Source organism: Marinobacterium maritimum (genome assembly GCF_039523155.1).
GTDB classification, from domain to species: domain Bacteria; phylum Pseudomonadota; class Gammaproteobacteria; order Pseudomonadales; family Balneatricaceae; genus Marinobacterium; species Marinobacterium maritimum.
Window position 1 is genome coordinate 123,868 of sequence record NZ_BAAAET010000002.1, and the last position, 25,078, is coordinate 148,945.

Here is a 25,078-nt window from a genome sequence, read left to right on the forward strand (position 1 = left end):
ATGTCAGGCTGGAAAAAGCTCGGGAAAATATATAACTGTTGTGAAATTGACGACTATCTTCAGACCCATGCCTCAAATCCTTTGGCTGTCTGGCTGGAAGGTGATATATATCGGGTGTTTTTTTCAGGGCGGGACAAGAATAGCAGGTCATCAGTTGGTTGGGTGGATATTGATATCCTGCGAGAAAAAGTCGTTGGCAAATGTTTAGAAGCAGCATGTATATATTCAAGTGATCCAAGCTCATATTACTCTCATGGCATTAGCATTGGCGGCTACCAGAAGATAGGAGCAAGAGAATATATATTTTTCATGGGCTGGAACGTCATACCGGGTGATTACTGGAGAGGTACTCTGGGAAGAATAGAGTTATCTGAAGGTTACACATCTCTTAAGGTCAAAGATGAAAAACCAGTTTTTGGTGTGAGTGTGGCAGATCCTGTGAGCCTGTCTTATCCGTGGATACTGAAAGATGAGCAAGGCTACAAAATGTGGTACGGGTCAACCCTTAAATGGGAGTCTGACAACGGTGAAATGATTCATGTGATTAAGCTTGCGACTTCTGAAGATGGGATTAATTGGTATTCTCAGGGGCAAGCCATCTCATATGAAATCGGAGTCGCCCAAGCTTTCTCTCGGCCCTGCGTGCTAAAAGATGGTTCAGGTTATCACATGTGGTTCTCATACCGCTCTGGCTCGGGTGAGCAGTATAGAATTGGATATGCATTCAGTATTGATGGTCAGAAGTGGGAGAGTCGAGAATCAGGAATTTATGCTTCAAAAGGAGGCTGGGATTCAGAGATGATTTGCTATCCTAATGTCTTCGACCATAAGGGAAAACGTTATATGTTATATAACGGTAATGGTTATGGAAAAGAAGGTTTCGGTCTTGCCGTATACGAAGGCGATATAGAAAATGGATAGCTACGGTATTTTGTATCAAGATCAGGAAGGGACGCTTGAATGTGCGGTTTCATCAATAAAGCGAAAAGGTTTCTATGTTTTTAGATCCGATATGGATCATGAAGAGATCGAAAATATTAAATACGTCTTCTCGAAAGCTTATGCATTATATGGAGAAAAGTATAAATCACTGGAAGATATTGATGAGCATAATACGATCCGTTGTCCACTATTGCTTGATAAGGTGTTTCTTAAGATCGCCAGTAATAAAAAAGTACTGGGCGTCGTAAAGTCCCTTATGGGTGATAATTTCATTCTTAATCAGCAAAATGCAATTATTAACCCTGCCAAATCCAGTTACAATCAGGCCCTATGGCACAGGGACCTTCCGTATCAACATTTTGTATCATCCAGGCCTTTGGCCATCAATGCCTTGTATTGTGTTGACAGCTTTAATGGTGATAATGGCGGTACCTGGGTTATTCCGGGCTCTCATCTTTTTGAAAACTACCCCTCTTTACAGTATGCGAATGAAAATAAAATTCAGGTGGCTGCGAATGAGGGAGATATCATAATTATTGACTCTATGCTCTATCATCGTGGTGGGGACAATATGTCTTCAGAACAGAGAAGAGCTGTAAATAATGTATATTCCTCTCCCATAATAAGACGGCAGATAGATTTCGAAGAGGACGATATTCCTTATCCTCTTAGCGATGCAGATAAGAAAGTTCTTGGGCTTTCATTCAAAAGTTACACCTCTGTGTCAGAGTACTTGAATAGCAGGCAATCGAAGAAATGAAGAAAGTAGCTATATTGCAATCTAATTACATTCCTTGGAAAGGCTACTTTGACCTGATTAATACGGTTGACGAGTTCATAGTATATGATGAAGTCCAATACACAAAAAGGGATTGGCGCAATAGAAACAAAATAAAGGGGCCTGAAGGGCTCCAGTGGTTAAGCGTTCCTGTCGAGGTGAAAGGAAAATTCCATCAGAAGATATGCGACGTAAGGATAACAGATAAAGCAATCTTTAAAAAACACTGGATGACAATAAATCAGTTTTATCGTAAAGCTGAATTTTATAAGGATTACAGTGATGTTTTTGAGGAGTACTATCTTGGTTCTACCAGTGACTATATAAGTGAAATTAATATTTCTCTTATCAGGCGTATCAATAATATTCTGGGAATTGAGACTAAAATCAGTTCATCGAGAGACTATATTTTCTCAGGCGGAAAAACAGAAAAAATAATCGAAATATGCAAGCAGTCTGGGGCGGATATATACCTGAGTGGACCTGCTGCAAAGGGCTACTTCGATACGGATATGGCCGAAAAAGAGGGAATTAAAGTGGAATGGTTTGACTACTCCGGCTATCCAGAATATAGGCAGTTATATGGAAGATTTGTGCATGGAGTAACCATTCTTGACTTGATTTTCAATGAAGGTCCTAATGCAGTTTGCTATATGAAGAGTTTCCAAAATGGTCATTGATTTTAATAAGCCACTAGTAACAGGTAATGAAATAAAAAATGTGACTGAGGCGATTGCATCGGGAATTTTATCTGGTGATGGTCCTTTTTCACAAAAATGCCATCAATGGTTTAAAAATGAACTTGGTTTTAAAAAGTGTTTTTTAACGCCTTCCTGTACTGCTGCTTTGGAAATAGCCGCTTTGGTGCTGAATATTGGGCCTGGTGATGAAGTCATTATGCCTAGTTATACTTTTGTCAGTACAGCGAATGCTTTTGTTTTGCGTGGCGCTAAAGTGGTCTTTGTTGATATTCGACCGGATACGATGAATATTGACGAGTCGTTAATCGAATTTGCAATAACGGAAAATACCCGGGCAATTGTTGTTGTTCATTATGCAGGTGTCGCCTGTGATATGGAAACTGTAATGGATCTGGCAACCAAGTATAATCTGCCAGTCGTTGAAGATGCAGCACAAGGAATGATGTCAACATATAAGGGACGTCCGCTTGGTGGTATCGGTCATATTGGTACTTTTAGTTTCCATGAAACCAAAAACTACACAAGTGCTGGAGAAGGAGGTCTGTTAATTATTAATGATGACAGCTTAATTGAGCGTTCGGAGATTATCAGGCAAAAAGGGACGAATAGAACCAAGTTTTTCAAGGGTTTGGTTGATAAGTATAGTTGGGTCGATATTGGAAGCAGTTATTTGCTGAGTGAGATACAGGCGGCATATCTTTTTGGTCAACTGGAGGTTGCTACAGAAGTTAATGCTGAGCGCCTTGCTATTTGGGAACGTTACAATAATCTGTTGATGAATACAGATTCATTCAAGTCCGGCAGAATACAGCTTGCCAGTATCCCGCTTGGATGTCAGCATAACGGGCACCTTTTTCAGGTTAAAGTTAAAAACGTTGATGAGCGCGATGAATTGATTCGTCATCTAAAAGATGCTGGTATATCAGCACCTTTTCATTATGTGCCATTGCATACGTCTCTCGCTGGAAAAGAGCATGGCGTTTTCTCCGGGGTTGATAGATATACAAGCACAGAAAGTGAGCGGTTATTGAGGTTGCCCCTCTGGTATGGCTTGTCAGTAGTTGAGCAAGAATATGTTACAGACTCAATAGAAAAATTTTTTAAAGGATGATTATCTGGCTTCAGTTACTAACAGTTATAATGTTTTCCAGTCGCCATCCTTTTTTGACTAAAATTTCTTTTATATTATCCTCTATTTCTGGTCGTACTCCCAACACTATGGTGCCCTCATTAGCGCTGACTTCATCTAATAAGTAGATGGGTTTTTCGAAGTCGCGGGCGCCATTCTTTACTGTAACAATTATTTTATCTATCTTTTTAAATGTGTTTGCTGCATAGCAAGAAAGTATCTGTGCATACTCCCCTGCACCAAATAAATAAACCGGTCCTGACTCTTTTGTTTTTTCTGTTAAACTTCTATCAACTGAATCCCAAAATTTTATAAGATCTATACGTGTATCTAACGCCTTTTCAAATCCAAGTCGTGTTCTTAACTTTGATTTTTTACTAAGGGTGCGCTTCTTTACGAGATAGCAGTGAGACAGTGGGTCCCAAGGTGAAATGAACTCAGCTTCTAGAGTCAGTTCTGTCTCACTGGCCATGACGGAAAATGAAACTTCAGAGAAATGGTAAAAATGGTCGATGAATAGTGTTTCGTTGGAAATTGTCGACTGACTTGGGCAGACAACTATAATTAATCCGTCATCGGCCAACAGTTTTGCCATTGAACGGAGGAAGTTCTTTGGGTCTCTTGTATGCTCAATGACCTGATTGCTGAAGATTACATCGTACTCACATCTGTAATCTGATGGTATCTCATCAATAAAACAGTTAATACAGTTGATATTTTCGGGCTTCGTATCTGTCTCGGGGTAAGGCTCAATGCAGGTTACTGAGTCATTAGGTCTGGCAGCCGCAATGCTTGATGAGGTTGCATAATTGCCCCCTCCCACTTCCAGAATACGTAATGACCTTTCAGGGAATCGGATTGCAATAATGTCTAGTATGCCTGATGCGACCTGATTATGGCGTTGCTCGTCCCAGATCGACTGGCCGTCACTTCTATGATAGTTATCAATGGTGATAAATTCATCCGAAAAAAGGCAGCCACAACTCAGACATTGAACCTTCTCTAACGGCGAGTTGATGATTTTACCATCAGTGGTGATGCTCTGAGCTGATTTGGATGTAATCCTTTGAGTATGCGAAGAGCCACATATTAGGCAGTGCTTTGGCATTTATCATACCTGTAATGTAAGTATACTGAAGACAAGTGCTAACGTGCCAACATATGGTTGAAATAATATTTTATTTGCCCAGCATCGAGTCGATCTTGATGCCGGGCTGTCAAGATAAAGAGCCTGTGTTTACAAGCTGTTGATGTCTTCAGTTATCAACTTATATGCCTGTATGTAGCCCTCTGCTATTGACTGGTTGCTATATTTCCGTTTTGCCTTTTCTTTGTTTGACTCTGAAGGTTTTCCGCTAATAGTCTGTTGGATTTTTTTGTTTTGTTTAAATTCAGAAAGTTTGATCAGATCAAACCCGTCGACTTCAACTAGATCATGCCAGGAAGGGTTTTTAATCTCTGTGCCGTCGACATTGATATAGTCTTTGATGACAACGGGTACACCGAAGTACAAGCATGCAGTAATGTGGCCAAAACCTTGTTGTCTGTCATGGGCCGATATATAGAGTGATGCCTTGCTTAGTAGCCTGTAGTAACTCTCACGGTCCAACTGTTGTGTCAAAAATTCAACATTGTTTAAGCCCAGTGAGCGTACTTTTTCTCTAAGCTGCTCTATGTAGTCTGCTGTTCCATTGTATGTAAAGGGAACGACTATTTTGTACTGTTCGATATCCTTTTTCGAGGCTAGCGCCTCGAGCATTTCCATATGGTTGTTGGACGGGTCACCGCTATTGCCTACGAATATCACGTCATCTGTTGAAGTCGATTCGGTAATATTTTCAAACCCAAAACTATATACAGCAGATAGTTTCGGCTTTTTGTCGAAATATTGATCGAACAGCTCCTGCTCTTGTTTCAAACCAGTGGAGACGAAGTCTATTTTTTCATTAATGAATGATCTGACTTCTCTGCTTTTAATAGCTCCATAAAAGTCACCTCCCCACATCACCCATGCGACTTTCTTGTTGTTCGGTACTCTTTTTAGAAGCTCTATCTGCCAGTCATAAAATAGCCCATGAATGAATACGACAGCTGTGCTATCTGCACTGCAGATTGAGGTAAGATTTTCAATATCCTTTTTATTGTCGAAAAAGTAGGCCTGATCATTTGATTCAGTATTAAGGGTATAGCTTGGTACCGAGCGTGTTTGCTCTATAAAGAAAATGTTATTGAAATCCTTGTTTGTTGCGTTTGTTCCCAGAATACTTAGTAAAGGCTCGATATGCATGTTATTGAAGCAAATATGCACTATATTATTTTTTCTGGTGCTGTTTTTTTTCAGATCAAAAGCATTGAGATGTCTTTGACTATTTCTTGCTCTGCGTTGCTCTACTTTTATAGCTAAGGGCTGGGCTACTTGGGCTTTTCGTTTTTTTACCTGCAAATAATCTTTTGAAAGTTCATGCTGTATACGGGAAAGCACCTCATAGCTGAGACCGGGAAGTTTATAAACGCTATCTGCAATAAATGCCAGTTTCACTTTCTGGTTATCGGTTAGAGCTGAAATTCTTGTTTCATTGGGAATGAAGAGTGCTATGGCACTGATCAACTCATTGGAAAAAGCGGCGTCTAATTCTTTATTGCGTTCGCCGCCGAGTGCAGAGTGCTTGATCTCGTTACTAAAGCAATAGAAGCGGTATCCGTTTTCATTCGCCCATGCATTAATCTCACCAAAACTCGGCTGATTCAGATGAGTGGTTTTGAATGCAATGCGGATATGAATCAGCAGTGTATCTGCCAGAGTCCTGGCGCCATGCTTCAGCAGTGCGCTTGCATCATTAAGCTCATCCAGAACAAGCCAGTCTACCTGCGGCAGCTCGCTGGCCTGGTCCAGTGCAATACTTTTCAGCGGCAATTGGGCCAGCACGCTCAGCTCCTGCTGAACCTGGGGTGGCATGTCTGTGGTTTCCGAAGGCTGTAGCGTAGCGCTACGCTCAGCGGCTTGGCATGCAAACAGTGTTACCGGTTCCCCGCTGCCCAGCACAATATTTGGGAAGTAGTGCAATGCTGTTTGCTGGCGTAACGGGTGTTTTAAGCGATGGCTGGAGGGATCAAATGCGATCAGCTCAAGCAGTTCCTGTTCCAGCATCTGGTTGATAATTGGGGTGTCAAACAGTTGTGAGCCATGGTCGATGGCGATCACTTTACCCTCAAACTCCCACCGAAAGGTGTTTTCCTCTCCCTTGATGGGAGGTTTGGGGTGATGCAACTCTATGGGTGCAGAAGCATCTTCGAACAGGACATCTCCGTTAGTGTCAACCGTCATGGCGGTGGGTTTTCTGTTTTCAGTATACCGCTGCCAGATACCGCGCAGTGCATTGTTGAGGTGGTTAGCAAATTTGTTGGCATCACAAACGGGTGACTGCAACAAGACAGAACGCAGATGACTGCGGATTGTGCTCAAGCTGTCCAGGTCTGCTGCTAGCTCGATAACGCGTTCCCGATATTCTTCCCAGCTGTGCGTGACGAGCTCGGGCATCCCGGTATTGACCAGGTGTGACGCGGAATGGCGCCCTGCGAACGTCGGTCCTGGCATGGTCACCACCGGAACGCCCATCAGGAAAGCTTCGCAGGTGGTTAGGCCGCCGGAGTAGGGCCAGGGGTCCAAAGCAATATCGATCTGGTTGTAAGAGGCCAGCAGTTCATGGTGCTTGGAAGGGCCCTCAAGAGTGATACGGGATGGGGCTATGTCGTGCTGTGCCAGCGTATCCAGAACATGTTGGCACAGGTCTTCAGAGGTGTACTGGTGGCCTTTCAGGTACAGCCGGGAATCCGGTAACTGCCTCATGATATGCGCCCATTGTTCCAGGACGACCGGGTTCAGCTTCATGGGGTTGTTGAAGCAGCCGAGGGTGATATAACCATTCGACTTCGCCGGCAACGTATTGATCTCCGGGGTATAAGGTGGCGCTTCGTAGCAGATATAGTCCCCGGGCATGCGAATCAGTTTCTCGGTATAGAAACGATCGTCGCCTTCAGGGGACTCTACAAAGTCTGTCAGCAGATAATCGATGGTGCTCAGCCCGGTGGTGTTGATCAGCCCGCCAACCCATTTGACGAGTATGGGGGCGGGCTGCATGGCCATGACTTTCATTCGGGTGCCACTGTTGTGACCGGCCAGATCGAACAGGATGTCGATTTCATCCTCACGGATCAGTTGAGCCAGGGCTTCGTCACTGAGGTGAGAGGCGGTTTTGTACTCGCTGATTTTCTGGAAGCGCCGGGTGATATGGTCGACCTGGCTACTGCTGCTGTAGCAGACGAACTGAAACGCATGATCCGGCAGTTGCTCCAGCGGGGCGATGATCATCTGGCCCACCGGGTGGTTTCGGAAGCCATCCGAGATCATGCCGATGCGCAGGCACTTGTCAGCACTCATGTCTTTCGGAATCGGGCGTGGTGGTATCAGTTTGGGTGCAAAGCGCTGTTCCCACTCAAGGCAAACCTTGTAGATGCTTTCCTGTGATTGCTGCGGGTCGTAATGAAGCGTGGTCAGGTAGTTTGAGTAAGGGTAGGAGTTATCCTGAGTGAGCTTCATGGCCCTCTGAAAGTGTTCCTGGGCCTTTTCCAGCTGCCCCAGATCACGGCAAAGGTTGCCGGCGTTGTTGAGATAAATGAAGTTGTCAGGCGTTTGTGCCAGCAGACGTTCGAACAGAGGCACTGCGTCCATGTAACGGGACAGTGACATCAATGTGGTTGCCTTGTGGAACAGATATTCGGATTCGTAGGGGTTCAGCATCAGCGCCTTGCTGATGTGTTCGAGTGCCAGCTCAAAGTCATGCAGATGATAGAGTGCATAAGAGGCCAGGAAGTAAGCGCCCGGAATGCTCAGGTCGTTGTCAAAAATGGGCTTTAGTGTCTGGACAGCTTCGGTGTAGCGTCCCGTGTTGATGAAGACCTTGGCGAACAGGATCAGGACATCGGAGTCTTCCGGGCTCATCTTGAGGGCCCGCTCAAGCAGGGGCTCCGCTTCATTGAAATTGCTGTTGTTGATGCAGTGAGAGGCCAGGGCCTTGAGGGACTCCAGCACCTTGGTGCCTTGCTGAAGGTTCTGGCGGGCACTGGAGGCGCTCAAGGTGTTATTGGAGGCACGGGAATTAGTCCTTGCTTGATTACGGCCAGGCTGACGCTTGCTCATACAGAAAATACCATCCATCCAGAGTCATCTATGCGTTCTATCCTACTTGCGCATCTCGGCAGTGTCACTGAACACAGCGTATGTAGATCAATGCAGAAAAAAACTAAAGGTTTCTGTCGGCCCGACGATAACCTGTTTACCAGCGGATGATCCGCCACCTGTTTTCCAAGACTTGCATAAGCCGGTCACAGTGACCGCTACCTGAGGAGATACACTCATGGCAATGGTAATCAACTCCAACATCATGTCGCTCAACGCGCAGAACCAGCTGAACAAAAGTCAGAATGACCTCAACACCTCCATGGAGCGTCTGACCAGCGGTAAGCGTATCAACTCCGCCGCGGATGATGCGGCAGGTCTGGCAATTGCCAACCGTATGACTTCTCAGATCCGCGGTCTTGACCAGGCTGTTCGTAATGCCAACGACGGTCAGGCACTGATTCAGACTGCTGAAGGTGCTTTGGATGAAACCACCAACATCCTGCAGCGTATGCGTGAACTGTCTATTCAGTCTGCGAACGGTACCTATGACTCCGGTAACCGCTCTACCCTGAACGCGGAAGTGATGCAGCTGCAGGACGAACTGACCCGTATCGCTGAAACCACCAACTTTAACGGCCAGAATCTGCTGGACGGCAGCTTGGGTGAGCTAGTGCTGCAAGTTGGTTCTGAAGCCAACCAGACCATCTCTACCGAAATCGGCAAACTGGATGCCAAGGGGCTGGGCGGTGAGTCCGGCGGTGATGTGGTAGGTGCCGATGCCGGCTCGTCCATGACCACTGGCCTGAAAGCACTGTCCGGTACTGCTTCCGGCTCCATGCTGATCAACAACCAGAATGTGGGTGATCTGTCGACTTCTGCCAACCTGCAGGAAGCGCTGGATACCATCAACTCCAATGTTTCCGGTGTTGAAGTCTCTGCCTTCACTGAACTAACCGCCGCAAACGATGGTACCGGTATCATCCGTGGTGGCGATGTACTGGAAATCAGCCTGGTTGGCCCGGGTGCTGAGAACAATACTCTGCAGATCACAGATACCGGCAGCATGGAAGAACTGGTCGACAAGATCAACACTGACGGTGAAGGTCTGGTGACTGCGTCCCTGAACGAAGATGGCCGCCTGGTGCTGGCAAGCTCAACTGGCGCCGAGATCACCGTGACTGACAATGCCGGTGGTGACGCTTCCGGTATGACCACTACAGCGGCCGTTACCGGTTACGCTCAGCTGTCCTTCAACATCACCGACAGCAATGTTGAGAATGTGGATATCAGCTTCACAGCCGGTTCTACTGCGGCAGCCAATACACTGGCTACCAACGTGGGTATCCAGAGCCGTGATGGCTCCGATATCACCGGCTTCGTCAACTCTTCCCAGAACGCCCTGAAAGAAGGCGACCTGATCATCAACGATGTTGAGATCGGTGCCGTCAGCGCCGGTGGCAGCGCCGCGACTCAGGCGGCTAACCTGGTTGCTGCGATCAACGAGAAGAGTGCTGAAACCGGCGTCGTGGCTTCCCTGGATGCCAACAACGCTCTGGTACTGGATTCTGTATCTGGCGACGAAATTTCCATCGCCTTCGGTGATGCAGCGGCCTCTACCATCAAGGGTGATACCGGTCTCTTGGAAACCAATAGTGCCAGCTCTGTCGGTAACTCCGTAGCCGATATCGATATCACAACTGCAGCGGGTGCTCAGAAAGCGATCGGCATTCTGGATGACGCGCTGGAGCAGGTGAACAGCATCCGTGGTGACCTCGGTGCGGTGAGCAACCGTCTGGACTACACCATGAACAACCTGTCCAGCATCTCCGAAAACCAGGCCGCTGCACGCTCCCGTATCGAAGACGCCGACTTCGCGCGTGAGTCAGCTAACCTGTCTCGAGCTCAGGTGCTGCAGCAGGCTGGTACTGCCATGCTTGCCCAGGCTAACGCCGCACCGCAGAGCGTCCTGTCACTGCTGCAGTAATCGTCGGTAGCAGGGACTATCCTTAAAGGCTGCCTCCCCCTGCGGAGGCAGCCTTGCTGAATAAGAGGTTCTCGTTATGAGTATTGAAATCAGCGGAGTGAATGCTCAGACGCAGCCGGCCAGTGCATCTTCCCGTCAGTCGCCTGACAGCACCCAGGCACAGGCATCCAGCAGTGGTGTTGTACCGGTCGACACGGTCAATACAGCAACCGAAGCCGTGCAGCAAAGCCAGAGTGCCGAACATGTGGCACTGTCGGATGAGAAGTTGCAGGCTGCTGTCGAGAAGATGAACGAGTTGATGCAGAGCAGTGATCGTTCTCTGCAGTTCTCGGTGGATGACAGTACCGAGAAGATGGTGGTCAAGGTGATGGATATGGAAACCCAGGAAATCATTCGCCAGATTCCGTCCGAAGAAACCCTTAAGTTCTCCGAGTTCCTGGAGGGCATGGTGGGTCTGATTTTCGATCAGAAGGCCTGAGTCTCTAACTGGCCTCTGCTACACTAGACCGCCTCAGCGCCATTCAGGGAGGCACTCATGTCCAATATTATTTCTTCACTCGGCGGTGGTTCAGGGATCGATACGACTGGCCTCGTTTCCGGACTGACAGCTGCTGAACGCGCCCCAAAAGAAGCGCTGCTCAATACCCGGCAGGAGAAGCTGGAAAGCCAGATTTCCGGTTATGGTCTGCTGAAGAGCGCCTTGTCAGAATTTCAAGGCGTCCTGTCGCCTCTGGCCAATGTGGATACCTTCAGTGCCCGCTCGGTCGCTTTCCCGGATACGGATGTGATCACGCCCAACTCCCTGGAGGCCGGCGCTCAGACCGGCAGTTATCAGATTGAGGTGCAGTCTGTCGCCAGTGCACAGACACTGGTAATGGGCGCGACGAATGATAAGAACGCTGCCCTGGGTGGCAGTGGTACCCTGAGCATTCAGTTTGGTACCTGGAGCTACGACAATACCGATCCGGATAATCCTGTTGCGACCACTTTTGCCACCAATGGTGACAAGGCCGCACTGAATATTGATGTGGAGGCTTCCGACTCCCTGGCGGATATCGCTGACAAGATCAATGCTGGCGACTCGGGTATCCAGGCCAGCGTCATGAAGGTGGATGATCAGTACCAGTTGATGCTGACGGCTCCCTCCGGTGAAAGCAATGCTCTAATGATCACCGGTACCGACGATGCTACGGGCACAGACCCTACGCTGCTCTCCGGTTTCTCATTCAATGAAACCACACAGTCGGCGCTGGAAACCCAGCAGGGCAGCGATGCGGTCCTGCAAGTGAACGGCCTTACCGTTCGCCGCGAGACCAATACCATTGACGATGTGATCGAAGGGTTCAACTTCACTGTCAATAAGGCCAGTGCCTCGGAAACGATCAACTTCTCCGTTGATGAGGACAAGGTGGTGGCCGAGCAGGCGATCCGTGACTTTGTTGATGCATACAACCTGTTTCTCGAAACCGCCAATAACCTGACTGGCTACAGCAAGGACGAGAACAACAATACGGTACGCGGTGAACTGGCCAGTGATGGTACGGCCAAGTCCATGGTGCGCCAGCTGCGCAGCATGATCGGCGCTGAAGTTACCGGTATCGAGTCTGGCTTTACTGCACTGACCAACCTGGGTATCAGGACCGAACTGGATGGCACTCTGTCGATTGAGGAGTCAGAATTCAGCGATGCCATGTCGAACAATTTCGACCTGGTAGCAGATCTGTTCGCGCAGAAAACCTCATCCACCAATGGCTACGTTGAGGTAGGTATTGGCACCCGGGCCAGTTCGACAGTGCCGGGCAGTTACGATGTTGAGATCACTCAGGACCCTGAGAAAGGCAAGTTGGCCGCTGGCGCCATCACGCATGATTTTGGTGCCGGTGTGCTGGATGCCTCCGGGGGGGGCTACAGCTTCAAGCTTAATGTGAATGGCACCCTGTCCTCCGAAATCACGCTCAATGGGCAATATGCCTCAGCGGAAGAGCTGCGCGCCGATCTGCAGTCACTGATCAATGGCAACGATGCGCTCAAAGCTGTGAACGCTGCGGTCGATGTGACCCTTGAAGGTGGACAGTTCGTGATCACCTCGCGTGAATATGGCAGTAGCTCCAAGGTGACCATCAACAACCAGAGTGCCCAAATGGATGAGTTGGGGCTGGGGACGGGGTCCACGATGACAGCCACCGAGGGTAAGGATGTGCAGGGGACGATCAACGGTGAGGCCGGTTTTGGTGCCGGTGAAGTCCTGCTGCCTGCGCTGGGCTCGGATGCCTACGGTTTGAACCTGAGCGTTGCGCCGGGGGCGACGGCTCAAGGGGCTTTCACGATCGGCTTCTCCCGTGGCGAGGGCGGTACCCTGAATAACCTGATTGACCGTTTCCTGGCTTCAGATGGTGCTATCGCACGTCGTGAAGATACCATTGATGAACAGATGGAAAAGATCGATACCGATCGGGAAGAGCTTGACCGGCGCATGGAAAAGTACGAGGCTCGTCTCAGTGCCCAGTTCCTGGCCATGGAGCGTATTATCAGCAGCCTCAACTCCACCGGTAGCTCTCTTGATGGGTTGATTGATCGCTTGCCCTTCACTGCTAAGAAGTAAAGCTGAAGTACGCACGCTAACCGTAGTCCGTTTGTAGAGTAGAAGGTATATGATCAACAAAGCATTGAACCAGTACAAAAGCATCGACCTGAATACGGCAGTGGAAGGGGCCAGTCCGCATCAGCTGATCAGTATGCTGTTTCGTGGTGCTCTCGAAGCACTGGCGAAAGCTGCCGGCTCCATTGAGCGCAAGGATATTCAGCTGCGTACCCAGCAAATCAACAAGACTTGCGAGATTATTGTGAGCCTGAAGGGCAGTCTGAACTTCGAGCAGGGCGGCGAAGTGGCCGGCAGCCTGGATAACCTGTACGACTACATGCTGCGTACCCTGATGCAGGCGAACCGTGAGAACGATATCGCCAAAATCAAGGAAGTGAGTGAGCTGATCGCTACGGTATCAGAAGGCTGGTCGCAGATTCCGGCGGAAGAACACCAGACCACGGCATACAAGGAAGGCTGATACTTCTTTGCTGTTGTACGAAACCGGGCCCAGGCCCGGTTTTTCTTTCTCTACCGGTTGTTGATGTCAATCCATTGACATCCCTCGCCTATCCAGTACCTTTGACAGAATCCTGACGAACCCCTGGATTCTCCCATGCAAGGACCGGATACCCCTGTTGCCCATTTCGAACTGCTGATCCTCGATGATGACGCCGAGCGGCGGCAGTCGCTGCAAACCTGTTTTGCCTTTATCGGGCTGAACTGCCATGTTTTTGACTTCGTCACCTGGTTGCAGCAGGGCAAGGCATTTGATCTGTCTAATGTCGGCCTGGTGTTGATTGGCGAGAGCAGCCTACCGATCGCGATGAGCAAACTGATCGCCGAGCTGGACACCGAGCGTGTGCGTCCCAAGCTGCTGGTGTGTGAGTGGCCGGAGCTGTCGCCGGGTGACTTTGCCGACCATGCCATTCTGGGCTTTCTGGAGTCCCCCTATCGTTATTCACAGCTGCTGGATTGGTTGCATCTCTGTGGGCTGATGCGTGAGCGGCAGCAGGAGCAGTGGGAACAGGTACCGCTGCAGGCGGAGATGCCCGGGTTTGTCGGTCAGAGCAAGCCGATTCGTGACATTCGTCACCTTATTACCCAGGTCGCACCACGCGATATCAGTGTGCTGATCACCGGTGAGTCCGGCACCGGCAAGGAGGTGGTGGCGCGCTGCCTGCACGAGCATTCCGGTCGCAGTGAGGGGCCTTTCGTGCCCGTCAACTGCGGTGCCATCCCGTCGGAGCTGCTGGAAAGTGAACTCTTCGGCCATGAGAAGGGCGCCTTTACCGGGGCCATCTCCAGCCGGCCGGGCCGCTTCGAGCTGGCCAACGGCGGTACCCTGTTTCTTGACGAGATCGGCGATATGCCGCTGTCGATGCAGGTGAAGCTGCTGCGCGTGATTCAGGAACGCAAGTTCGAACGGGTTGGTGGCAGCAAGACACTGGAAGTCGATGTGCGCATCGTCGCGGCCACCCACAAGAACCTGGATTTGATGATTCAGGATGGTCAGTTCCGTGAAGACCTCTATTACCGTCTCAATGTGTTCCCGATCGAAATGCCGGCGCTGCGTGACCGGCTCGAAGATTTGCCGTTGCTGATCAACAACCTGTGTCGGAAGCTGGACGAGGGGATGTCATTGCAGTTCCATCCCGCCGCGCTGGAGTCGCTGAAGCGTCACCCCTGGCCCGGAAATGTACGTGAGCTGGCCAACCTGATCGAACGGCTCAGTATTATTCATCCCGGTGGCGTGATCGGCGTGTCCGAATTGCCGCCAAAATTCCGTCATTTGGAGGAACCGCACCCGGAGCGTTATGAGCAGCTGTCGTTGCCTGATACCGCAGAGATGAACTCGGGTGAAGGCGTTGAATCAGGCACTGTCATTGCCAACCCTGATTTATCCACAGGTGAACAGCTGCCCAGCGAGGGCCGCCAGCTTTCTGAAAAGGGCCTCCAGCTCCCTGAAGACGGCCTCGATCTCAAGGGTTGGCTGGAAACCCAGGAGCAGTCCCTGATCCGCCAGGCGCTGGATGCCAGTGGTCAGGTAGTTTCGAAGGCAGCTCGGCTGCTGCAGATCCGCCGCACCACGTTGGTGGAGAAGATGCGCAAGTACGGGATAGAACGTCAGTGACCGATACACATTCACTTGAACAGCGTATTACCGAGCTGGAAGCTGAGCTGGCCGAGTCACGGCATACGCAGCAACACCTGCAGGGGTTGATCGAGCGCATTCCTGGCGGGGTGCTGGTGATCGGCCAGACCGGTCGCATCAACGACTACAACCCAGCGGCGGAAACCCTGCTCGGCCTCAACCTGGCCGGCAAGAGCTGGTTGGAGGTGATCAACCTCTGCTTTGCGCCGCGCCCCGATGATGGCCATGAGGTGTCGCTGAAAAACGGCCGCCGTGTCAGCCTGTCGACCCAGGCGCTGGAGAGCGAGCCCGGCCAGCTGGTGTTCATCACCGACCAGACCCACACCCGCACCCTGCAGGAGCAGCTGCACCACTACCAGCGCCTGTCAGAGATGGGACGGATGATGGCGTCGCTGGCACATCAGGTACGTACACCATTATCGGCGGCGCTGCTCTACGCCAGCCACCTGATGGCGCCACAGCTGGATGATGACAAGCGCATTCGCTTTGCCGGCAAGGTGAAGTCGCGGCTGACCCATCTGGAACAGCAGGTCAGGGATATGCTGATCTTTGCCCGTGGTGAAACCAAGCTGGAAGACCGGGTAGACGGCCGCACCCTGATGGCGCGGCTGGAGGACCTGCTCGACCAGCCGCTGACCCAGTACGATGCCGACTGCGATTGCATCAACGAGGCGCCTGAGGCACTGATCCAGTGCAATCTGGAGGCGCTGCTGGGGGCCGTGCTCAACCTGATCAACAACGCGCTTCAGGCCTGTGGCGAAGGCTGCGAGCTGGAACTGCGTATCAGCCGAGAAGCCGACCGTCTGCTGATCGCCGTCTGCGATAATGGCCCCGGTATGGATGCGGCCACGCTGAAGCAGGCACAGGAGCCCTTTTACACCACCAAGTCCCACGGCACCGGGCTGGGGTTGGCGATCGCCCAGGTAATGGCGCGCGCCCACCACGGTGCCTTTGAGCTGGATTCAACACCGGGGCAGGGCACCTGTGCCCGCTTCCGGCTACCCTTACTGCACACTTTATCGCAAACAACCGAACAGGAAGTTACATGAGCGCGACCGTTCTGATCGTTGAGGATGATGTGGATCTGCGCGAGGCGATCACCGATACCCTCGCGCTGGCCGATATCGATTACCTGGAAGCCGGCAGCGCCGAGGAGGCGCTGGCGCTGCTCAAGCAGCGTTCGGTGGACATGGTGGTCTCCGACGTCAACATGCCGGGCATGGACGGCCATGCGCTGCTGGCGCGGCTGAAGGAGAGCCTGCCGGCGCTGCCGGTGGCGTTGATCACCGCCTATGGTCAGGTCAGCAAGGCGGTGGAAGCGATCCGCAACGGCGCCGTCGATTACCTGATGAAGCCGTTCGAACCGGAGCAGCTGATCGCGCTGATCCGTACCCATGCCCAGGGGCTGACAACGGCGACCCGCGATGAGCCCGTGGCCCAGGCACCCGGCAGTCGTCAGCTGCTGCAGCTCGCGCAGCGGGTGGCGGCGACCGACTCCACGGTGCTGATCACCGGTGAGTCCGGTACCGGCAAGGAGGTGCTGGCGCGCTACATTCACGATTACTCCACCCGCGCCGAGCAGCCGTTTATCGCCATCAACTGCGCGGCCATTCCCGAAAGCATGCTGGAAGCGACCCTGTTTGGTCACGAGAAGGGGGCCTTCACGGGCGCCGTAAGTAGCCAGCCGGGCAAGTTCGAGCAGGCCAACGGTGGCACTCTGCTGCTGGACGAGATCAGCGAGATGGATCTGGGGCTGCAGGCCAAGCTGTTGCGCGTGCTGCAGGAACAGGAGGTGGAGCGCATCGGTGGGCGCAAGGTGATCCCGCTCAACGTGCGTGTGCTGGCGACCAGCAACCGCCAGCTGGAACAGACCGTGGCCGAAGGCAAGTTCCGAGAGGACCTCTACTACCGTCTGAACGTCTTTCCGCTGCAGTGGCAGCCGCTGCGCGAGCGAGCCGAGGACATCGAGCCTCTGGCCCAGCGGCTGCTGGCACACCACTGCCGCAAAATGGGGCGGGCTCCGGCGTCGCTGGATGCCGCCGCAGTGCAGAGCCTCTGTCAGCACAGCTGGCCCGGCAACGTGCGTGAGCTGGACAACGTGATCCAGCGGGCGCTGATCCTGCAGGCTGGACCGCGTATTCAGGCGTCCGATCTGCACCTGGGCAGCCAGGCGATTCCGCTGACCTCTTCGACGCTGCCGCAAGCCTCGCAACCTGCTGCTGAAATGCCGGCGGCGGATGGGCTGCTGGGCAACGATCTCAAGCAGCACGAATACCAGCTGATCGTTGAGGCGTTGAAGGCCACCTCCGGAAGTCGTAAAGAGGCTGCCGAAAAGCTCGGTATCAGCCCCAGGACACTAAGGTATAAGCTCGCCCGAATGCGTGAAGAGGGAATTGATCTGGAGTCGATGCTGGCAGGTGAGTGAGTAATCGCTTACCGTGGAGTTTAAGACTTTTGTCGTGATCCGAGTAGACCAATGTCTAATTCAGGGGGATAGAGGGGCTTGGGTATAACCCTCTTATCCAACTCGCATGCGTCAGCCATACCAATAACAACAAGTGCGGCGTGAAAGGTATAACAACAAAACGCAAGTTAAGGGCATCACGATGAGTGAAGAAAAAGTTTATCCGGTAGAACCGGCGTTCGCGGCCAAGGCGCATATCGATAACGATACCTACCTGGCGATGTATGAACAGTCGGTCAACGATCCTGATACCTTCTGGGGTGAGCAGGGCAAGCGCCTGGACTGGTTCAAGCCGTACACCAAGGTCAAGCACACCTCTTTTGATCCGCATAACGTTGACATCAAATGGTATGAAGACGGCGAGCTGAACGCCGCCTACAACTGTCTGGACCGTCACCTGGAAACTCGCGGTGATCAGGTTGCGATCATCTGGGAAGGCGATGATCCGAGCGAAGACGAAAAAATCACTTATCGTGATCTGCATGAGCGTGTTTGCCGCTTTGCCAATGCACTGAAGGCCAAGGGCGTTCAGAAGGGCGATGTGGTCACCCTGTACATGCCGATGATCCCGGAAGCGGCAGTGGCCATGCTGGCCTGTGCCCGTGTCGGTGCCGTTCACTCCATCGTATTCGGTGGCTTCTCGCCGGAAGCGCTGGCAGCGCGTATCGAAGGCGCCAAGTCCAAGGTCGTGGTGACCTCCAACTACTCTCTGCGTGGTGGCAAGGTCGTGCCGCTGAAGGCCAACGTCGACAAGGCACTGGAAAGTGCCGAAGCCGCTGCGCTGATCGATAGCGTGTTTGTGGTCAAGCGTGTTGACCAGGATGTTGCCTGGGATGACAGCCGCGATGTCTGGTACGAAGAAGCCGTTGCTGCTGCCTCTGCCGATTGCCCGGCGGAGCCGATGAACGCCGAAGCGCCACTGTTCATCCTCTACACCTCCGGTTCTACCGGCGCGCCGAAAGGCCTGAAGCACACCACCGGTGGTTACATGGTCTACGCGGCCATGACCCATCAGTACGTGTTCGACTATCACGAAGGTGACATCTACTGGTGTACAGCCGACGTGGGTTGGGTCACCGGCCACAGCTACATCGTCTACGGTCCGCTGGCCAACGGTGCCACCACGGTGATGTTCGAAGGTGTACCGAGCTACCCGGACAACAGCCGTTTCGGTCGCGTCATCGAGAAACACAAGGTTAATCAGTTCTACACCGCACCGACCGCTATCCGTGCATTGATGCAGCAGGGCGAAGACGTGCTGGGTGATTCCGACCTGTCCAGCCTGAAACTGCTGGGCTCCGTGGGTGAGCCGATCAACCCGGAAGCCTGGGAGTGGTACCACCGCGTCGTGGGCAAGGGCAACTGCCCGATCGTCGATACCTGGTGGCAGACCGAGACTGGCGGCATCATGATCGTGCCGCTGCCGGGCGCCACGCCGACCAAGCCGGGTTCTGCAACCCGTCCGTTCTTCGGCGTACAGCCGGCGCTGCTGGATAATGAAGGCAACGAGCTGGAAGGTGCTACCGAAGGCAACCTGGTGATCAAGGACTCCTGGCCGGGCCAGAGCCGCTCCATCTGGGGTGATCACGAGCGCTTCACTCAGACCTACTTCTCCAGCTTCAAGGGTGTTTACACCACTGGTGACGGCGCCCGTCGCGATGAAGACGGCTACTACTGGATCACCGGTCGTGTTGATGACGTAATCAACGTTTCCGGTCACCGCATGGGTACCGCCGAGGTTGAGTCTGCACTGGTGGCACACCAAGCCGTTGCTGAAGCCGCCGTAGTAGGCTACCCGCATGATCTTAAGGGTCAGGGTATCTACGTGTACGTGACCCTGCAGAGCGGTTACGAGCAGTCTGACGAGCTGATGAAAGAGCTGCGCAACTGGGTGCGTGCCGAGATCGGCCCGATCGCCTCGCCTGACCTGATCCAGTTCGCACCGGGCATGCCGAAAACCCGTTCCGGCAAGATCATGCGCCGCATCCTGCGCAAGATCGCTGAAGACGATTTCGGTTCCCTGGGTGACACTTCCACGCTGGCTGATCCGAGCGTGGTGGATGACCTGATCGAAAACCGCATGAACCGCAAGGGCTAAGATTAGTTAGTACTTGCCAACAAAGGCGCCTCCCGGTGAAAACCGGGGGGCGTTTTTTGTGTGCCAATCGTCGGTAAGCACACGCGGAATGCGGCTTTGTCGACAAATTGGTGCTATTATTCCCCACCTGAAAATCTCAACGTTCGCCACCTTCGGAATGCCCTGTCCTACGCGGCAGACGTGCCTGTACCGAAGCACCAGGGAGACGATGTATGCAACTGGCCCAGAAGATCATTATTGCTGACGACCATCCTCTTTTTCGCGCTGCGTTGCGTCAGGCGGTGACCCAGGCGGTCCCGGGTGTCGAGATCGTGGAAGCGGACAGCCTGGCGGCGGTCCAGGAAGCGGTTGAACAGCATGGTGATGCGGACCTGGTCCTGCTGGATATTCACATGCCCGGTACCCACGGCTTCTCTGGCCTGGTGTTCCTGCGTGGCCAGCACCCGGGCGTGCCCGTGGTGGTCGTTTCCGGCAGCGAGGAGACTCACGTAATGAAGCGGGCCATCGACTATGGTGCCTCCGGTTTCATTCCCAAGTCTGCCCCGCTGGAAACCATCTCCGAGGCGATTGCGGCGGTACTGGAAGGTGAAGAGTGGCTGCCCCAGGAGCTGGCCGACAACATGGATGAGGTCAGCGAGGAAGACCAGCAGTTCGCCGCAGCACTGGCATCCCTGACCCCGCAGCAGTTCCGCGTACTGACCATGCTGACCGAAGGTCTGCTTAACAAGCAGATTGCCTATGAACTGAGCGTTTCCGAAGCCACCATCAAGGCGCACGTCACCGCGATTCTGCGTAAGCTCGGCGTTCATAGCCGTACCCAGGCGGTTATCGCTGCTCAGCGTCTTGGCGTCGAGCCGCCCAAGACAGAAGTCTGACAGGGCAGGCTTCAGGCCTGCTATCCCCCCCCCCTTAATAATCGCTTGCAAGGCAAGCTCCTAGAGGAGCTCTAGCCGGCCTGTTCTTTCCCGGCGCGAAGATTGGCGATGATCTTGTTGATCATCGCCCTCAGGGCCGCTGGCTTGATCGGTTTGGTCAGCAGCTGGGCGCCCGCCGCTTCGATCTCGTCGCGTACCTCGTCGGTTCGATCAGCCGTAATCACGATGGCCGGTGAGAAGTATTCACGCCCCTCCGGCTGTCCCGGCAGTGCAGCCAGCTGCTGCAGGGCCATGATGCCGGTGTCGGTTTCGCCCAGATGATAATCGGCCAATACAATTTCCGGTATCCACTGGCGCGCCTCCAGCTCCTCAAGGGCGGCCTCGGCCGACAGGGCGGTGGCGACATCGCAAGACCAGCCGTTGAGCAGTGCACTCATCCCTTCGAGAATCTTCGGTTCGTTATCGATCACCAGCACCTTGATGCCGTTGAGCCCCTTGCTGCGGATCCAGCCACGTTTCTCAGGGCGTGCCTTCTGCGCCTTGGCCGGGTCGCCCAGCGGCAGGGTGATGCTGAACACCGTACCCTGGCCTGGCCAGGAGCGTACGCTGAGCTGGTGGCCGAGCATGCGCGCGATGCGATCGGTGATCGCCAGCCCCAGCCCCAGCCCCTGAACCTGACTGTGTTTGGGGTTGTCGATCCGCTTGAACTCTTCGAATACCTCGCGCAGCTTGTTTTCCGGGATACCGACACCGGTATCCCAGACCTCCAGTCGCAACTGCTTGCCAACCCGACGGGCGCCCATCAGTACGCGCCCCTTGGCGGTGTAGCGCATGGCGTTGGAGAGGAAGTTCTGCATGATGCGGCGCAGCAGGGCCTGGTCGGAGTAGACCACCTGTTTGCAGCTGACGGTATCGAAGTTCAGGTCTTTCTCCTTGGCCAGTACGCTGAACTCCGTGTTCAGGGTCTGGAACAAGTTTTCCAGCGAGAAATGGGTCAGTGAGGGTTCCAGTGCACCGGCGTCCAGTTTGGAGATGTCGAGGATCGCGGTGATCAGTTCTTCGGCGGCTTTCAGCGAGCCATCCAGGTTTTCCACCAGCTGGCTGGTTTCATTGCTGTGGCTCTGCTGCGCCAGTGCCGAGGTAAACAGGCGGGCGGCGTTCAAGGGTTGCAGCAGGTCGTGGCTGGCGGCCGCCAGGAAGCGGGTCTTGCCGAAGTTGGCGGCTTCTGCATCGGACTTGGCCTGGCGCAGCTCGTCCTCCATCAGTGCGCGGATGGTGTTCTCCTTGCGCAACTCCTTGTTTACGACCGACAGGGCATGGGTTCTTTCGCGCACCCGCTGTTCCAGGTTTTCGTTGGTTTCCTGCAGTGCCTGCTCGGCCTTGCGGCGTTCGGTGATGTCCTGATAAAGCGTGAAGTAACCCAATACATCGCCGTATTCGCCGATATGCGGAATGTAGGTGACTTCAGCAAAACGGATGCTGCCGTCCTTGGTGGGCAGGCGAGTTTCGAAGCGCTGGCGCTCGCCTTGCAGAACGGCGTCAATATACTGACGCCTGTGCAGATACTCTGCCTCGGGCAGGGCATCCAGCGCTGATACGCCGGCGATGTGGTGCCGGTCGAGGCCGAACGTATCGGCATAGGCCTTGTTGATAAACAGGAAACGACGCTCGGGGTCGAGGTAGCCGATCAGTACCGGTACGTTGTCGGTGTAGATGCGGATGTTCTGTTCGCTTTCGCGCAGCGCTTCCTCAATCCGTTTGTGGTCGGTGATATCCATGTAGGTGTTGACGTAGCCGCCATTGGGCATGGGGTTGCCGCGTACTTCCAGCACGGTGCCGTCCGGGCGGTAGCGCTCGTAGGAGTGGGGGGCGCCCGAGCGGATTGAGTCCAGCCGCATTCTGACCTGGTACTCCACATCGCCCAGCCCGTACTCGCCCTTGATGGCGTTATAGCGGAATACTTCTTCGATGGGGCGGCCCACGCAGACCAGCCCTTCCGGATAGTTGAACATCTCGATATAGCGCTGGTTCCAGGCCACCAGGCGCATCTGCTGATCGACTACGCTGATGCCGAGACTGATGTTCTCGATGGTGGACTGAAGCAGCGAACGGTTGAAGCGCAACGCCTGGGAAGCCTCATCAACGATGGTGACCACGTCGCCGATCTCCATCTCCTTTCCGCGCAGGGTGGAGTCCATGACGATGCGGGCCGAGGAGGCGCCAATGGCGCCGGCCAGCAGGCGTTCGGTGTGCTGGATCAGTTCAGGAGTGGCCTTCTCGGCCGCCATGGGAGGGCCATCGCCCTGTTTCTGACCGAAGCTGCTGAACGCCTGGCGGGTACGGCTCATGCCGAGAAAGCGTTCGCTGAGCATCTGCAGGTCACCCACGGTGACCTGGCCGAAATGGCGTGACGGATCGGCAATGCCCTTGGCGGAGATGTTAACGAAGGCGCTGGCCTGGATACGGTCCACCAGCCGCTGCGAGGCGAAGCGGGAGATCACCACAAACAGCAGCGCGTTGACGCCCAGGCTCCAGAGGACGCCGTGGGTCAGCGGGTCCAGTCCGGTCAGGCCGAACAGGCTGGTGGGGCTGAGCCAGCCGTCGCTGCCGCTGAGCTGGGGCAGCCACTCGTAGGGAATCAGGCGGGCCGAGTTGAGGGTTGGCAGCACCAGGGTGTAGGTCCACAGCAGGAAGCCGGCACTCAGCCCCGCGAGCACGCCGTGCCGGGTGCCGCCCTTCCAGTAGATGCCACCGATGATCGCCGGCAGAAACTGGATGGCGGCGACAAAGGCCAGCAGGCCGAAGGAGGCCAGCGGGCCCTGTTCACCGAGGATGCGGTAGTAGAAGTACCCCATCAACAGCAGGCAGAAAATGGTGATGCGGCGCACCCGCAGCAGCAGGGCGCCCATGTCCTTTGACTGTGACAGGTGCAGCCAGGAGATGCGGAACAGCAGCGGCATGACGATGTCGTTGCACACCATGGTGGCCAGGGTGATGCTGGCGACGATCACCATGCTGGTGGCCGCCGACAGGCCGCCGATAAACGCCAGGGTGGCGAGCTTTTCCGAGCCCGCCTCCAGCGGTAGCATCAAAACAAAGGTGTCGGCATCGACGTTGCCCTCGGTGAAGGTGACGAGGCCGCCAGTGGCGATCGGCAGCACGAACACGGCCATCAACAGCAGGTAGAGCGGGAACAGCCAGCGTGCGGTGAACAGGTTACGACGCCGGGTGTTCTCGACGATGCTGACGTGGAACTGACGCGGCAGGCAGATGGCGGCGGCGCAGGCGAGCACGATTTCGGTCATGAAGCCGGTATTCAGCGTGGTGTCGAAGTTGGCGTTGTAGCGCAGCTGGGCCTGAATCTGGAAAGCCAGGTCGTCGAGACCCTCGAACAGTCCGAACACCACGAACAGGCCCACGGCAACGAAGGCGGTCAGCTTGATCAGAGATTCGAAGGCCACGGCCAGCACCAGGCCTTCGTGGTGTTCGGTGGCGTCGATATGGCGCGTACCAAACAGGATGGCAAACACCGCCATCAGCAGGGCGACGAACAGCGCGGTATCGCTGCCCTTGCTCAGCGCCTCGGTCGCGCCGGGAGCTAGCGCGTTGTAACTGATTGCCACCGCTTTCAGCTGCAGCGCGATATAGGGAATGGTGCCCAGCACCGCGATTACGGTGACCAGTACCGCCAGGCTCTGGCTCTTGCCATAGCGGGACGAGATGAAGTCGGAGATGGTGGTGATGTTCTGCTGCTTGCTGACCAGGAATATCTTCTCGATCACCCGTATTGCCAGCAGGAATACGATCACTGGTCCCAGGTAGGTGGCCAGGAACTCCCAGCCGGTCGATGCGGCTCGACCCACGGCACCATAAAAGGTCCAGCTGGAGCAGTACACCGCCAGCGAAAGTGAGTACACCACAGGATTGCTGGCCCACTGCTTGCCGGCACTGCTCTTGTCGCCGAAATAGGCGATGGCGAACAGCAGGCCGAGGTATGCGAGGGAGATCAGAATAATGGACCAGCCGGACAGCATAGGGGGTCTCTCGTTTCGTGATTTGCTGTTGATTTTAACGCTTGGCTGCCAGTCTGTAATGATCTGCTATGGCGGAGCGTGTTTTCGGAAGGATAAAAGCGGGCTTTCGGTACTTGACTATTGTCTTACATGAGCCAAGTCAAGTTTTTGGCGTTATC

The 25,078-nt window shown here is 53.7% G+C and carries 16 protein-coding genes; 13 read left to right on the forward strand and 3 right to left on the reverse strand.

The window, feature by feature from the left end:
* The 4 genes from ABD013_RS06960 to rffA are packed head-to-tail and all read left to right on the forward strand — an operon-like array spanning nucleotide 1 to nucleotide 3,532.
* Nucleotides 1–921, forward strand: coding sequence for a glycoside hydrolase family protein (locus ABD013_RS06960; protein WP_343804278.1), 921 nt, complete (start codon nucleotides 1–3; stop codon nucleotides 919–921).
* A complete protein-coding gene (locus ABD013_RS06965; RefSeq protein WP_343804281.1) occupies nucleotides 914–1,702 on the forward strand; it encodes a phytanoyl-CoA dioxygenase family protein in 789 nt (262 codons plus the stop codon). Before ABD013_RS06960 ends, ABD013_RS06965 begins: the two co-directional genes overlap by 8 nt.
* Nucleotides 1,699–2,400 carry a WbqC family protein gene (locus ABD013_RS06970; protein WP_343804284.1) on the forward strand — a complete coding sequence of 234 codons (702 nt, stop codon included), beginning with the start codon at nucleotides 1,699–1,701 and terminating at the stop codon, nucleotides 2,398–2,400. The genes ABD013_RS06965 and ABD013_RS06970 overlap by 4 nt, the downstream gene beginning before the upstream one ends.
* A complete protein-coding gene (rffA, locus tag ABD013_RS06975) occupies nucleotides 2,390–3,532 on the forward strand; it encodes a dTDP-4-amino-4,6-dideoxygalactose transaminase (RefSeq protein WP_343804287.1) in 1,143 nt (380 codons plus the stop codon). Before ABD013_RS06970 ends, rffA begins: the two co-directional genes overlap by 11 nt.
* A gap of 10 nt (nucleotides 3,533–3,542) precedes the next feature.
* On the opposite strand, the gene ABD013_RS06980 is transcribed toward rffA, so the two are convergent.
* The gene (locus ABD013_RS06980; RefSeq protein ID WP_343804289.1) at nucleotides 3,543–4,658 is read right to left on the reverse strand and encodes a class I SAM-dependent methyltransferase; all 1,116 of its coding nucleotides are present in this window, start codon (nucleotides 4,656–4,658) and stop codon (nucleotides 3,543–3,545) included.
* 129 nt (nucleotides 4,659–4,787) lie between these two features.
* Nucleotides 4,788–8,747, reverse strand: a complete 3,960-nt coding sequence (locus ABD013_RS06985) for a TDP-N-acetylfucosamine:lipid II N-acetylfucosaminyltransferase family protein (RefSeq protein ID WP_343804292.1) — start codon at nucleotides 8,745–8,747, stop codon at nucleotides 4,788–4,790.
* Nucleotides 8,748–8,964: 217 nt separating this feature from the next.
* Between ABD013_RS06985 and ABD013_RS06990 the strand changes: the two genes are divergently transcribed.
* From ABD013_RS06990 to ABD013_RS07030, 9 genes are all read left to right on the forward strand, one after another.
* The gene (locus ABD013_RS06990) at nucleotides 8,965–10,713 is read left to right on the forward strand and encodes a flagellin N-terminal helical domain-containing protein (protein ID WP_343804293.1); all 1,749 of its coding nucleotides are present in this window, start codon (nucleotides 8,965–8,967) and stop codon (nucleotides 10,711–10,713) included.
* Nucleotides 10,714–10,789: 76 nt separating this feature from the next.
* Complete coding sequence (locus ABD013_RS06995) at nucleotides 10,790–11,191, forward strand: flagellar protein FlaG (RefSeq protein ID WP_343804294.1); 402 nt, start codon at nucleotides 10,790–10,792, stop codon at nucleotides 11,189–11,191.
* Between the two features lie 57 nt (nucleotides 11,192–11,248).
* Nucleotides 11,249–13,315, forward strand: coding sequence for a flagellar filament capping protein FliD (fliD, locus tag ABD013_RS07000; RefSeq protein ID WP_343804295.1), 2,067 nt, complete (start codon nucleotides 11,249–11,251; stop codon nucleotides 13,313–13,315).
* A 49-nt stretch (nucleotides 13,316–13,364) separates the two neighbouring features.
* Nucleotides 13,365–13,775: a flagellar export chaperone FliS gene (fliS, locus tag ABD013_RS07005; RefSeq protein WP_343804297.1), complete on the forward strand. Its 411-nt coding sequence runs from the start codon at nucleotides 13,365–13,367 to the stop codon at nucleotides 13,773–13,775.
* A 135-nt stretch (nucleotides 13,776–13,910) separates the two neighbouring features.
* Nucleotides 13,911–15,428: a sigma-54 dependent transcriptional regulator gene (locus tag ABD013_RS07010; protein WP_343804299.1), complete on the forward strand. Its 1,518-nt coding sequence runs from the start codon at nucleotides 13,911–13,913 to the stop codon at nucleotides 15,426–15,428.
* Nucleotides 15,425–16,498, forward strand: a complete 1,074-nt coding sequence (locus ABD013_RS07015) for a sensor histidine kinase (RefSeq protein WP_343804301.1) — start codon at nucleotides 15,425–15,427, stop codon at nucleotides 16,496–16,498. The genes ABD013_RS07010 and ABD013_RS07015 overlap by 4 nt, the downstream gene beginning before the upstream one ends.
* Nucleotides 16,495–17,874: a sigma-54-dependent transcriptional regulator gene (locus ABD013_RS07020; RefSeq protein ID WP_343804303.1), complete on the forward strand. Its 1,380-nt coding sequence runs from the start codon at nucleotides 16,495–16,497 to the stop codon at nucleotides 17,872–17,874. The genes ABD013_RS07015 and ABD013_RS07020 overlap by 4 nt, the downstream gene beginning before the upstream one ends.
* Before the next feature lie 181 nt (nucleotides 17,875–18,055).
* Nucleotides 18,056–20,011 carry an acetate--CoA ligase gene (gene acs / locus ABD013_RS07025; RefSeq protein WP_343804305.1) on the forward strand — a complete coding sequence of 652 codons (1,956 nt, stop codon included), beginning with the start codon at nucleotides 18,056–18,058 and terminating at the stop codon, nucleotides 20,009–20,011.
* A 212-nt stretch (nucleotides 20,012–20,223) separates the two neighbouring features.
* Complete coding sequence (locus ABD013_RS07030) at nucleotides 20,224–20,886, forward strand: response regulator transcription factor (protein ID WP_343804307.1); 663 nt, start codon at nucleotides 20,224–20,226, stop codon at nucleotides 20,884–20,886.
* Between the two features lie 71 nt (nucleotides 20,887–20,957).
* On the opposite strand, the gene ABD013_RS07035 is transcribed toward ABD013_RS07030, so the two are convergent.
* Nucleotides 20,958–24,920: a NahK/ErcS family hybrid sensor histidine kinase/response regulator gene (locus tag ABD013_RS07035; RefSeq protein WP_343804309.1), complete on the reverse strand. Its 3,963-nt coding sequence runs from the start codon at nucleotides 24,918–24,920 to the stop codon at nucleotides 20,958–20,960.
* Nucleotides 24,921–25,078 lie beyond the last annotated feature (158 nt).

What these genes read in the sequence shown, in the direction of transcription:
- ABD013_RS06980 (WP_343804289.1), bottom strand. Translation starts at nt 4,658, where the DNA reads ATGCCAAAGCACTGCCTAATATGTGGCTCTTCGCATACTCAAAGGATT.
- ABD013_RS07030 (WP_343804307.1), top strand. Translation starts at nt 20,224, where the DNA reads ATGCAACTGGCCCAGAAGATCATTATTGCTGACGACCATCCTCTTTTT.
- ABD013_RS07010 (WP_343804299.1), top strand. Translation starts at nt 13,911, where the DNA reads ATGCAAGGACCGGATACCCCTGTTGCCCATTTCGAACTGCTGATCCTC.
- ABD013_RS06985 (WP_343804292.1), bottom strand. Translation starts at nt 8,747, where the DNA reads ATGAGCAAGCGTCAGCCTGGCCGTAATCAAGCAAGGACTAATTCCCGT.
- ABD013_RS06965 (WP_343804281.1), top strand. Translation starts at nt 914, where the DNA reads ATGGATAGCTACGGTATTTTGTATCAAGATCAGGAAGGGACGCTTGAA.
- fliS (WP_343804297.1), top strand. Translation starts at nt 13,365, where the DNA reads ATGATCAACAAAGCATTGAACCAGTACAAAAGCATCGACCTGAATACG.
- ABD013_RS06960 (WP_343804278.1), top strand. Translation starts at nt 1, where the DNA reads ATGTCAGGCTGGAAAAAGCTCGGGAAAATATATAACTGTTGTGAAATT.
- acs (WP_343804305.1), top strand. Translation starts at nt 18,056, where the DNA reads ATGAGTGAAGAAAAAGTTTATCCGGTAGAACCGGCGTTCGCGGCCAAG.
- ABD013_RS07035 (WP_343804309.1), bottom strand. Translation starts at nt 24,920, where the DNA reads ATGCTGTCCGGCTGGTCCATTATTCTGATCTCCCTCGCATACCTCGGC.
- fliD (WP_343804295.1), top strand. Translation starts at nt 11,249, where the DNA reads ATGTCCAATATTATTTCTTCACTCGGCGGTGGTTCAGGGATCGATACG.
- ABD013_RS06995 (WP_343804294.1), top strand. Translation starts at nt 10,790, where the DNA reads ATGAGTATTGAAATCAGCGGAGTGAATGCTCAGACGCAGCCGGCCAGT.
- ABD013_RS06990 (WP_343804293.1), top strand. Translation starts at nt 8,965, where the DNA reads ATGGCAATGGTAATCAACTCCAACATCATGTCGCTCAACGCGCAGAAC.
- ABD013_RS06970 (WP_343804284.1), top strand. Translation starts at nt 1,699, where the DNA reads ATGAAGAAAGTAGCTATATTGCAATCTAATTACATTCCTTGGAAAGGC.
- rffA (WP_343804287.1), top strand. Translation starts at nt 2,390, where the DNA reads ATGGTCATTGATTTTAATAAGCCACTAGTAACAGGTAATGAAATAAAA.
- ABD013_RS07020 (WP_343804303.1), top strand. Translation starts at nt 16,495, where the DNA reads ATGAGCGCGACCGTTCTGATCGTTGAGGATGATGTGGATCTGCGCGAG.